Genomic DNA, 11229 nt, shown 5'->3' with positions numbered 1-11229 from the left:
TGGCACCCCACAGATTCGAGTGGCCTTCTACGTCCTCATCGCCATCGTCCTCAGCCAGCAGTTGCACGCCGATGTAGAACAGGGCGGCGGCGCCGATCAGCTTCAGGTAAGGCAAGGTCAGCAGTTGCAGGGCGAAAATCGTCAGAACGATACGCAGGATGATGGCAGCGGCACTGCCGTAGAGTACGGCCATTTTCTTCTGCTTGGGTGGCAGCGATTTGGCAGCAAGCGCGATCACGACTGCGTTATCGCCGGACAGTACGATGTTGATCAGGATAATGTTGCCGAGGGCGGCCCAAAATCCTGCAGATGTCAGTAATTCCATGTCTTCCTCGTGTTGACTTCCCTCCGATACGCTCAGAGGTAATGTTAAAAACCGGCGTGGCAGCCGTCTTTGCGACTGTGCAGTGGCATCCGGGATGCGATGCCTGCCACGCGCGCTACAGATGTCAGAATGACTCGCCGATGTTTCGACGAATCGACGCCATGGGAATGGCCTCGAGTGGAATCAGATTAACGTTAGGAAAATCAAATTAACGTCAGTTATTTGTTAGATGTGCGTTAATTTGCGACGGGGAAGTGAATGCGGAAAATGCTGCCGCGTGCGGGTTGGTCGTCGATTTCCAGGCGGGCGCCCAGATGCTCGCAAATACGCACGACCAGTGCCAGCCCGAGCCCCGAGCCAGCCGAGCCGACCAAAGGGGTGCCATTGGCATGATTGCTCAGGCGTGCGCGAATGACATCGGGAATGCCGGGGCCGGTATCTTCCACGACGACCGTGCGGTCGAATGTACGTACGATCACGCTACCTTCGTCGGTGTACTGGCAGGCATTGCGTACCAGATTGCCGATGGCGGAAGTCAGTAATTCCTGCCGCGCGAAGACCGTGAAATCGCCTTGTTCATCGTAAGAAAGCGTTACGGGCTTGTCCCGCACCAATTGGCGGCAACGATCAACTTCGGCGTGGATGACTTCAGCGACGGAAGTTTCAGGGCGTTCGAGACTGTCTGGTTTGCGTGCAAGCAGTAACAGTGTACTGACGCATTCGGTGGCGTCTTGTGCCGCGTGCAGAATGCGTTTTGCGGCAGCGTGAGCGGCGGGGCGATCGGCAGTCTGTTCGATCAGCAGTTCCGCCGCACCGATGATAATGGTCAGTGGCGTGCGTAGCTCGTGGCTGACATCACCGGTAAAGAAACGCTCGCGCGCAAGAAACTGTTTGAGTTCGGCGGTATGTGCATCGAAAGCGCGCGCCAGTACGCCGAGTTCATCTTCATTGTCTAGCAAGGGCAGCGTGCTCGATTTCTGGCTTTTTACCGATTCTGCAAGGCGACCGATCGGATCAACGAAGCCGCGTGCGATGAAGGTGCCGAGAAAAACCGAAAAGGCGACGAAGCCCAGCAAGCCAATGGTAATGGCCAGATAGATGACGCGTTCAATACTCTTGAATTCGCTGGCCTTGTCGACCACGGCATAGCGGCCCACATGGTCTTCACCAATCAGCACATGGACTTGCGCATCTTCGAACGTCGCGCGGCCAATGCCCAGCGGCATGTGGCGAAACTCTTCAGGAATCGCTTCGCCATGGTAGAAGGCAAGCCCCGAAGGCATGTCTACCGGCTGGCCGGAGGAAAAGCGCGGCGAAGCCCATTCCGCGGTGCTTTGCAGGTGTTCATCGACCAGCAGGTCTTCTACACCATGCACGGCGAAAGAGGCGACCAGACCGAAGAAAAGACAGATCGCCAGCGCAAAGTAGAGATAGGCGGTAATGATCCGCCGACGCAGCGTCTTAGCCTTGGTCATCCGACTCTACCAGCCGATAACCGATGCCTTGCACGGTACGCAGCATGGGGAAAGGGTGGGATTTGTCGAGTGCCTGGCGCAAGGCGTGAATGTGGGTACGCAGCGCATCGCTATCTGGCGGATGGTCGCCCCAGACTTCGAGTTCCAGCGTTTCACGCGAGACGACTTTGGGTGCTTCCTTCATCAGGCAGGTCAGAATCTTGAAGCCGGTCTTGGTCAGCGTGATCGGAATGCCGTTGCGGCTGACTTCGTACGTCGATGTATCAAATACCAGATCGCCGACGCTGAGGAAGTTCGTGCCCTGATTCTTGCCGCGTGCGCGACGGATCAGCGCTTTCAGTCGCACTTCGACTTCCAGTAGCGAGAATGGCTTGACGAGGTAATCGTCGGCACCGCTGTCAAAGCCGGCCACCTTGTCATCCAGTGTGTCGCGCGCCGTCAGCATCAGGACTGGCGTGTCTTTCTTCAGTTCGTCACGCAGTTTGCGGCAGACGGCAAGACCGTCGATGCCTGGGACTTTGATGTCGAGAATGATCGCATCGTATTCATGCTGGGCGGCCAGTGCAAAGCCGGCGTAGCCGTTGGCCGCAGAATCCAGCACATAACCACGTGGTTCCAGAAAGGCATACAGGTTGGCGACGATATCGGCGTTATCTTCAATGATCAGAATACGCATGGTGTGAGGGCGGTTAGGGGCAGACATGTAATCTTTAATTGTTTTGGGCCAAGGGCCGAAGACTCTGTGAAGCGTATGCCGACAGGTTAATGCGTGCACATCCTAGCACTTCAATGTGAAGACAGCGTGAAGATGCCGGCTTTCCTTGCTGCGAATCATCGCTCAGGTTTTTTGTGCGAGGGCGCGTTCGATTTCCGTCAGCAGAGCCTTGTCGTCAGGTTTAACGCGCGATGGGTAGCTTTGGATGACCTTGCCGTGACGATCAAGCAATATTTTGTGAAAATTCCATTGCGGTGTGGTCGCACCAGCCTTGATCAGCCCTTGATAAAACGGATTGGCATTCGCGCCCACGACCGAGCTTTTGGCAAACATCGGGAATTTCACGCCGAACGTGTTGTGGCAAAACGCGGCGATTTCCTGGTTGCTGCCCGGTTCCTGCTGCCCAAAGTCGTTCGAGGCGAAGCCTAGCACCACCAGTCCCTTGTCACGGTAGTTCGCGTAGAGCTTTTCCAAACCTTCATATTGGCTGGTGAAGCCGCAATAGCTCGCGGTATTGACGACAAGGACAACCTTGCCGGCATATTGGCAAAGATTCTGCGGCTTTTCATCCTGCAGGCGATCCATCTTGTAGTTGAGCGTAGCCGGGCAACTGGCATTGTTGTCTTGGGCCAAGGCTGGCAAGGCCGCGCCAAAACAGAAAATGGGAAGGCAGAGTCGCAGCAGAGAATGTCCGAAGAATAAGGGGCGCATGGGTATGTTCCGCTAAGAAGGTGAGCCATCTTGCAGCAAGAAATGTCGATTGTCATCTGGCCTTACTGCTCAAGTACAATTTCTTTTGCTATTCGATTAATAAAAACGAGACTTTTTTTGCAAATGAGGCATGCAGTCACGATCTAACGAGAAATGAGCGAATTTTCTTAACGAAATCCTGATGCGAGGCACGATGCGTGTTTTGCCCAAGTTTGACCAGTTCGCCGACAGAGTCTTGCGAGAGAAAACCTTCAATTGCATAGGGTTTGGCTACGTGATGAGCGAATTTCTTGATAGAATCAAGCACTTAACTCATTTTTAAGGTGCTTATGCTGTACCCCGAATTGTTTAAATCGCTTGAGCAGGTCCGCTGGAATTTGGAGCACGATATTCCATGGGATCAGTTCGACGGTTCCAAGCTCAGCGACGAGCAGGCGCAAACCATTCGCATGAATGCGATTACCGAATGGTCTGCTTTGCCTGCGACCGAAATGTTCTTGCGCGACAATCGCGGTGATAGCGATTTCTGCGCCTTCATGTCCGTATGGTTTTTCGAAGAGCAGAAACATTCGCTGGTGCTGATGGAATACCTACGCCGTTTCCGCCCTGAGTTGGTGCCAACCGAAGAAGAACTGCACAACGTGCGTTTCGAATTCGATCCCGCGCCTGCGCTGGAAACGCTGATGATGCATTTCTGTGGCGAGATTCGTCTCAACCATTGGTACCGTTGCGCTGCCGACTGGCATTCCGAACCGGTGATCAAGCAAATCTACAAGATCATCAGCCAGGATGAAGCCCGTCACGGCGGTGCTTACCTGCGCTACATGAAGAAAGCGCTGGTAGAAGTCGGCGACAGTGCGCGTGTGGCGTTTGCGAAAATCGGTGTCCTGATGGCTGCGGCGCGTCGTACCGAGAAACCATTGCATCCGACCAATCTGCACGTCAATCAATCGTTGTTCCCGAACGATACGGTGCAATCGCGTCTGCCCGATCCGGAATGGCTGGAGCGCTGGCTCGATCAACAGATCAAGTTCGATAGCGAATGGGAAAAGAAAGTCGTCGATCGCATTTTGCATAACATGTCGCTGCTGTTCGAGCGTACGTTTGCAACCGTGCAGGAACTCAACCGTTATCGCAAGGAAGTCGTCACGCGCATGGCTGTAACGGAAGTGCAACCTGCCTGATTTCACGATCACCATGCAGATGAGCAAAAAGGGCCGCATGTATTGCGGCCCTTTTTGTCAGCAATCGAAAGGAGAACACATGCAACGACGTCGTATTCTGCAGGCAATGGCTGCCACCATCCTGCTGCCGGGTATCGGTCTTGCGAAGGCGAAGCCGGTGATCGAGGTATACAAGAGCGCCACATGTGGCTGCTGTACCGAATGGGTCAAGCATCTGGAAGCGAACGGTTTTCACGTCAATGCGCGCAATGTTCCCAATACGGCAGCTTATCGTCAGCGTTATCATGTGCCGGATTCGCTTGGCAGTTGTCACACCGCGACGGTGGGTGGTTACGCCTTGGAAGGGCATGTGCCGGCCGAGGATATCAAGCGCTTGCTGAAGGAAAAGCCCAAGGCTGCCGGTCTGACGGTGCCGGGTATGCCGATGGGCTCGCCGGGAATGGAGGTCGAAGGGCAGAAGGCCGATGCCTACGACGTGCTGCTGTTTCGCAAGGATGGATCACATACCGTTTATCGGCATGTCGCGGCGCAGTAACTAACATAGCTTGGCATCATGTAAAAAGCCCAGTCGAAACAATGTAAAAGAAAAGGACGCCATGGCGTCCTTTTCTTTGATTGGCAAGATTGGCTGGCAAATCAGTGTTTGTGATGCTCGCCATGTTTGCCGTTGTCGGCAGTTGCCTTGCCATCCCTGACTTCCAGCAGGGTCTCCTGCTTGCCGGCTTTTTCGAATTGCAGTGTCAGCGGCACCTTGTCGCCAGCCTTCAGAGGTGCTTTCAGGCCCATCAGCATGATGTGGTATCCCTTGCTTGGCGCCATCGAGACTTTTTCGCCGGCAGCGAGGTCGATGCGGTTGACTTCACGCATGCGCATGACATCGCCTTCCATTTTCATCGTGTGCAATTCCACGGATTGGGCTGTAGAGGATTGGGCCGATAACAGTGCATCGGCGTGCTTGCCTTTGTTCTCCAGCGTTAAATAAGCGCCGCCACTGGTTTGGCCCGGTACGGTGGCACGCGCATAGCCTTGATCGACCACGATACCTTGCGCAGTTTGTGCATAGCTCAGTGGGGCGAACAGCGAAGCGGCGAATGCGAGGGTGAGCAGACGTGATTTCATGAAATCCTTTCTGAGAGTCGACAGGCAAGCTGTACTTGGGAGAAAAGTATGCGTCGCCATGCTACTGCAAAACAGTTACTGAGCGTCGTGCAATGCGCGCTAATTGCCGCCGGCATAACCGTTCTGACGCCATGCTTCATAGACGACGACAGCCACCGTGTTGGACAGATTCAAGCTGCGGTTGCCTGGGCGCATCGGCAGACGGATACGTTGCGAGGTCGGGAACGATTCGCGGCGTTCGGGTGACAGGCCGCGCGTCTCGGAACCGAACACGAAGACATCGCCTTCCTTGAATTGCAGATTCGCGAAGGGGGTTGAGCCATGGGTGGTCATGGCGAACATGCGCTGCAGATCGAGCGGTTGGTCTACCGGAAACGATGCCAGGAAGGTATTCCAATCGCTGTGCACCTTCATGTTGGCGTAGTCGTGATAGTCGAGGCCGGCACGACGCATCTTGGCATCGTCGAGAGGAAAACCGAGAGGTTCGATCAAATGCAGTTGTGCCCCCGTGTTGGCGCACAGACGAATGATGTTGCCGGTATTCGGCGGAATTTCCGGTTCGACCAGAACGACATGAAACAAGTGCTTCTCCCTAAGACCGGCCCGCGTCGCACATCAGGCCGGATTGACGAAAGCGCACATCATAAAGGAGAAATGCCATGCTCATTCAGCGTGCCGGTGTACGAGCCACGACCAGATTGGTCACACGCTGTGCACCATGGCGCTTGAGGACGCCGGCAATGGCGTTCAGGGTACTGCCTGTTGTCAGCACATCATCCAGTACGGCGATATGCCTGCCACGTATCCTTTCGACAGATCGTGCGTCTGGTACAAAGGCGTGTCGCATGTTGCGCTGTCGTTCTGCCAGCGGCAGGCTGGTTTGCATCGCGGTATCGCGTGTGCGCTGTAACAGGTGGGTATCGAGTAGCATGCCGGTTGCGCGCGCTAGTGGGCGTGCAATTTCGAGAGACTGGTTGAAGCCGCGCTCTGCGAGGCGTTGCGGACTGAGTGGTACCGCGATGAGCACATCCGGTAAAGCCAGGTTTGGTGTGCGCAGCAGAGCATCGTGCAACAGTCTTGCCAGGAGCGGTGCGATGGCAAGGCGATGCCCGAATTTCAATGCCAGGATTGCCTGATCGATCGGCGCAACATAGTCCGTGGCGACGATGGTGGCATCGTAGTCAGGCAAGGTTTTCAGACAGTGACCGCAAGCCCGATGCTGATCGGCTGCGTTCGTTTGCAAGCCGCATTGCGGACAGCGCGGGCAAGGTTGCGTGAAGAAGCGCTGTTCGCAGGCGGTACAGAGTAGATTGCATCCCTCGCTGCTGCACAAGGCGCAGGTGGAGGGAATCAGTTGCGGCAAACGGCAAACAATCGGCCAGACATCGGCGAGAAATCGATACGGCATTGCGCAACCTCTTCCTCATGCGTGTAGACTGCGCAAATTATCTCATTGCCAGATTTGCCTGTGTCTTCCGATTTTTCCCAACCCGATCATCACGATAAGCACCTCAGCGCTCCCATCGATTTGGGCCGCGTGCGGGCGCTGTTCAGCAAACCATCTGTCGTTGCCGACTCGGCTTTCCTGCGTCGCGAGATCGCCAGCCGCATGCATGAACGGCTGGCTGTTATCAAACTCGAGCCGAAGCAGGTGCTTGATGCCGGCTGCGGTGAAGGGGCGGATCTGAGTACGCTGCAAAAGCGTTTCGCACAAGCCACCATTCTGGGAATCGATGCCTCGTATCCCATGCTGCAAGAGGCGCAAGTCGTACAGAACGATGGCTTGTCTGCGGTCAATCGGCTTCTGCAGCAATGGTTGCCGGCACGCATGGGGTTCGGCCAGGATTCGCTTGCCAGTTTGGCATGCGGTAACTTTGCGCAATTGCCACTGGCCGGCAATGCGGTAGATATGGTCTGGTCCAACCTGGCGCTGCACTGGCATCCGCAGCCAGATGCCGTGTTTGCCGAATGGCGTCGCGTGTTGCGTCAGGATGGCCTGCTGATGTTCTCGTGCTTTGGGCCGGATACCTTCAAGGAGCTGCGTACAGCCTTCTCCCATGATGGCGATCGTCATGTATTGCCATTCGTGGACATGCATGATTTTGGCGATATGCTGGTCAATGCGGGTTTCTCGACGCCGGTGATGGATATGGAGTTGTTGACCATCACCTACGGCACGGTCGAAAAGTTACTGGCAGATGTACGCGCCATGGGCGGTAATCCGCTGGATACGCGTTTGCGCGGCCTGCAGGGACGCTATGCGTGGCAGCGCGTGCGCGACCATCTGGAGAGTTTGCGACGTCAGGAGGATGGCAAGATTCCCCTGAGCGTGGAAGTCATCTATGGGCATGCCTTCCGGCCGGCTCCGCGCGTCACGGCCAAAGGCGAGTCCATCATTCGCTTCGATTTGCCCCGAAAATAGCGTCGCTTGTAGCAAGGTGTGGCATATTTATGCTCGCCTGTTTGCAAAAAGTCGTTCAGAATCAACCAAGCCGTTGCATTTGCATTGCGTCACCGATGCTTTTCCGTGATCCTTTTCCGGAGGTTTCTGCGCCATGTTTTTATGCTTGATCACTCTTGAGTTTCAGACTTATACTGCGACGGTTTTGCGTGTAGAGGGGTGGGCTGGCGCGCCGTAGTCCGGCGAACGGCAGTGGTCCACCGCGAATGGTTATGTAAGCGTAATTGCTCGATATCTCCGCAGCAGCTGGTACGGTTTTTTGGGTTATTGTGCGCGGTATCTCTGGCAATTTCCGTCTTTCTCATCATCCGCGGCACTTGGACTTTCCCGGGCGTTTCGAGTCCGGCGCAGCTTGCAGTCGCAGTCGTTTCCGTCGTTGCTTTCATTGTTGCGTGCGTCACGCGAGAGATCGCGGACACGTTCTTCTGCAAGGTTGATCTTTTATTGATCGATTGCATGCAGACAAGGCAAGTCAGTTAGGTCAACTGCCGTGTTGGCTGGGAACATCCGGTTCATGGCAAATGTGTTTGATTCGTTTGAAGTTTGCTGGCACTTGAGTTGATGTGGGGCGATTCACGAGACAAGACAAGAAGCGTAGTGTCATGCGCACGCTGTTTCGGGAAGTGAGGATGACGATACGCCCGGTAACTAGAATGAATTCTTAACGTGGGCTTTTGGGGAAATCCATGAAAGATGCGAAGCGCCTTCACTCCTTGATGTCCGGTGCGTTTCTCCTGCTGTCGGGTATGCCGCTGGCTGCACTGGCCGACAATACGGGCGGTCCCACCGTTCGACAGCTCAATCTGCATCCACCCGTCACCAAGATTGCCGAAGAGATCTACTCTCTTCACAACCTCATGCTCATCATCTGCTTGGCAATTTTCATTGCCGTGTTCGCGGTGATGTTCTATTCCATCATCAAGCATCGCAAATCGGTCGGGCATCAGGCCGCCAAGTTTCACGAGAGTACGACCGTCGAAATCGCCTGGACCATCGTCCCGTTTCTGATCGTGATCGGCATGGCGCTGCCTGCCACCAAAACCGTGGTGGCGATGAAAGACACGTCGAACGCCGACATCACCATCAAGGCGACCGGCATGCAGTGGAAATGGGGCTATACCTACTTGGCCGGTGAGGGCGAGGGTATCAATTTTCTCTCCAATCTTTCCACGCCGCGGCAACAGATCGTCAATGCGGAAGCCAAGGGCGAGCATTACCTGATGGAGGTCGATAACCCGGTTGTCGTCCCCGTCAACAAGAAGATTCGTGTCGTATTGACCGCCAACGATGTGATTCACTCGTGGATGATCCCGTCGTTCGGCGTCAAGCAGGATGCGATTCCCGGCTTTGTCCGCGATACCTGGTTCAAGGCCGAGAAGATCGGCACCTATCGCGGCCAGTGCGTCGAACTGTGCGGCAAGGATCACGCCTTCATGCCGATCGTGGTCAACGTCGTGAGCGAGGAAGATTACAAGGCATGGGTTGATGGCAAGAAGAAGGAAATGGCCGCCAATGTGGACGATCCGAACAAGGTCTGGACCATCGATGAACTCGTGCAGCGTGGCGAGAAAGTCTACACATCGAACTGCATTGCCTGTCATCAGGCCAACGGCAAGGGCGTGCCCGGCAGCTTTCCTGCACTCGACGGTTCGGCCATCGTGACGGGTCCGAAGAAAGCCAACATCGACATTGTTTTGCATGGCAAGGCGGCCATGCCTGCCTGGCAATCCGTCCTGTCGGAAACCGAGATTGCGGCAGTGATTACCTATACGAGAAATCACTGGTCGAACAAGGCTTCGGAAAATATCGTCCAACCGGCTGACGTTCTGGCTGCGAAGTAAAACGAATCGGATCAGGAGATGGAGATGAGTACAACCGCAGTCGATCACGGACATAACCATTCTCACCCGCACGATCATGCACATGGCGACGACCATGCCCATGATCATCCGCACGGCTGGCGTCGCTGGGTCTATGCGACCAACCACAAGGATATCGGCACGCTGTATCTGTGGTTCTCTTTCATCATGCTGCTGTCGGGCGGCTTCCTGGCGATGCTGATCCGCGCCGAACTGTTCCAGCCCGGACTGCAACTGATGCAGCCCGAGTTCTTCAATCAGTTGACCACCATGCACGGTCTGATCATGGTGTTCGGTGCGATCATGCCGGCCTTCGTCGGCTTTGCGAACTGGATGGTGCCGCTGCAAATTGGTGCGTCCGACATGGCATTCGCACGCATGAACAACTTCTCGTTCTGGCTGCTGCCGCCTGCAGCGATTCTGCTGGTCGGCTCGTTTGCCGTACCCGGCGGTGCCACCGCGGCTGGCTGGACACTCTACGCACCACTGTCAACGCAGATGGGGCCGGGGATGGACATGGCGATTTTCGCCATGCACATCATGGGCGCATCATCGATCATGGGTTCGATCAATATCATTGTCACCATCCTCAACATGCGTGCGCCCGGCATGACGCTGATGAAGATGCCGATGTTTTGCTGGACGTGGCTGATCACGGCTTATCTGCTGATCGCCGTCATGCCGGTTCTCGCAGGTGCGATCACAATGACGCTGACCGATCGTCACTTCGGTACGTCGTTCTTCAATGCGGCTGGCGGCGGTGATCCGGTGATGTATCAACACATCTTCTGGTTCTTCGGCCATCCCGAGGTCTACATCATGATTCTGCCGGCGTTCGGCATCATCTCGCATATCGTGCCGGCGTTTGCGCGCAAGCAGTTGTTCGGCTATGCGTCGATGGTGTACGCGACTGCGTCGATCGCGATCCTGTCGTTCATGGTGTGGGCGCACCATATGTTTACAACCGGCATGCCGGTCACGGCGCAATTGTTCTTCATGTACGCGACGATGCTGATTGCGGTACCGACCGGCGTGAAAATCTTTAACTGGGTCGCCACCATGTGGCGTGGCTCGATGACGTTTGAGACACCGATGCTGTTTGCGATCGGGTTCATCTTCGTGTTCACGATGGGCGGCTTTACGGGCCTGATCCTCGCGGTCACCCCGATCGATATCCAGTTGCAGGATACCTATTACGTGGTGGCGCACTTCCACTATGTGCTGGTGGCCGGTTCGCTGTTCGCGCTGTTTGCCGGTTTCTATTACTGGGGACCGAAGTGGACCGGTTTCATGTACAACGAAACCCGCGGCAAGATTCATTTCTGGGGTTCGCTGATCCTGTTCAACATCACGTTCTTCCCGATGCACTTCCTGGGTCTG

General features: G+C 55.4%; 11 protein-coding genes and 1 pseudogene. 5 read left to right on the top strand and 7 right to left on the bottom strand.

Annotated elements, in window-relative coordinates; translation table 11 throughout:
* The 4 genes and pseudogenes from QZ725_RS12335 to QZ725_RS12320 form a co-directional block, all read right to left on the bottom strand.
* Nucleotides 1-325: pseudogene (locus tag QZ725_RS12335) on the bottom strand (TerC family protein); the annotation flags it as partial.
* A gap of 236 nt (nucleotides 326-561) precedes the next feature.
* The gene (locus QZ725_RS12330; RefSeq protein ID WP_293779970.1) at nucleotides 562-1800 is read right to left on the bottom strand and encodes a HAMP domain-containing sensor histidine kinase; all 1239 of its coding nucleotides are present in this window, start codon (nucleotides 1798-1800) and stop codon (nucleotides 562-564) included.
* Nucleotides 1787-2476, bottom strand: a complete 690-nt coding sequence (locus QZ725_RS12325) for a response regulator transcription factor (RefSeq protein ID WP_293779972.1) — start codon at nucleotides 2474-2476, stop codon at nucleotides 1787-1789. Before QZ725_RS12325 ends, QZ725_RS12330 begins: the two co-directional genes overlap by 14 nt.
* A 162-nt stretch (nucleotides 2477-2638) precedes the next feature.
* Complete coding sequence (locus QZ725_RS12320) at nucleotides 2639-3226, bottom strand: glutathione peroxidase (RefSeq protein WP_293779968.1); 588 nt, start codon at nucleotides 3224-3226, stop codon at nucleotides 2639-2641.
* Nucleotides 3227-3555: 329 nt separating this feature from the next.
* On the opposite strand from QZ725_RS12320, the gene QZ725_RS12315 reads away from it, so the two are divergent.
* Nucleotides 3556-4410 carry a ferritin-like domain-containing protein gene (locus tag QZ725_RS12315; protein WP_293779966.1) on the top strand — a complete coding sequence of 285 codons (855 nt, stop codon included), beginning with the start codon at nucleotides 3556-3558 and terminating at the stop codon, nucleotides 4408-4410.
* Between the two features lie 79 nt (nucleotides 4411-4489).
* Complete coding sequence (locus tag QZ725_RS12310; protein ID WP_293779964.1) at nucleotides 4490-4945, top strand: DUF411 domain-containing protein; 456 nt, start codon at nucleotides 4490-4492, stop codon at nucleotides 4943-4945.
* Between the two features lie 101 nt (nucleotides 4946-5046).
* On the opposite strand, the gene QZ725_RS12305 is transcribed toward QZ725_RS12310, so the two are convergent.
* The 3 genes from QZ725_RS12305 to QZ725_RS12295 form a co-directional block, all read right to left on the bottom strand.
* Nucleotides 5047-5529 (bottom strand): copper chaperone PCu(A)C, encoded by a 483-nt coding sequence (locus tag QZ725_RS12305; protein ID WP_293779962.1) that lies wholly within the window; start codon nucleotides 5527-5529, stop codon nucleotides 5047-5049.
* A gap of 99 nt (nucleotides 5530-5628) precedes the next feature.
* Nucleotides 5629-6111, bottom strand: a complete 483-nt coding sequence (trmL, locus tag QZ725_RS12300; protein ID WP_293779960.1) for a tRNA (uridine(34)/cytosine(34)/5-carboxymethylaminomethyluridine(34)-2'-O)-methyltransferase TrmL — start codon at nucleotides 6109-6111, stop codon at nucleotides 5629-5631.
* Nucleotides 6112-6196: 85 nt separating this feature from the next.
* Complete coding sequence (locus tag QZ725_RS12295) at nucleotides 6197-6937, bottom strand: phosphoribosyltransferase family protein (protein WP_293779958.1); 741 nt, start codon at nucleotides 6935-6937, stop codon at nucleotides 6197-6199.
* 60 nt (nucleotides 6938-6997) lie between these two features.
* Here QZ725_RS12295 and QZ725_RS12290 point away from each other — a divergent pair, with 60 nt between their 5' ends.
* The 3 genes from QZ725_RS12290 to QZ725_RS12280 form a co-directional block, all read left to right on the top strand.
* A complete protein-coding gene (locus QZ725_RS12290; protein WP_293779956.1) occupies nucleotides 6998-7951 on the top strand; it encodes a methyltransferase domain-containing protein in 954 nt (317 codons plus the stop codon).
* A 725-nt stretch (nucleotides 7952-8676) separates the two neighbouring features.
* On the top strand, nucleotides 8677-9831 hold the full coding sequence (gene coxB, locus QZ725_RS12285; RefSeq protein WP_293779954.1) for a cytochrome c oxidase subunit II: 1155 nt from the start codon (nucleotides 8677-8679) through the stop codon (nucleotides 9829-9831).
* Nucleotides 9832-9855: 24 nt separating this feature from the next.
* Nucleotides 9856-11229: cbb3-type cytochrome c oxidase subunit I (locus QZ725_RS12280; protein ID WP_293779952.1), on the top strand; the 1374-nt coding region annotated here is incomplete at its 3' end.

It is taken from the genome of uncultured Oxalicibacterium sp., assembly GCF_913776015.1.
In the GTDB taxonomy this organism is placed as follows: domain Bacteria; phylum Pseudomonadota; class Gammaproteobacteria; order Burkholderiales; family Burkholderiaceae_D; genus Oxalicibacterium.
The sequence above is the reverse complement of the archived record's forward strand: the minus strand, read 5'-3'. Positions and strand labels throughout refer to the sequence as shown.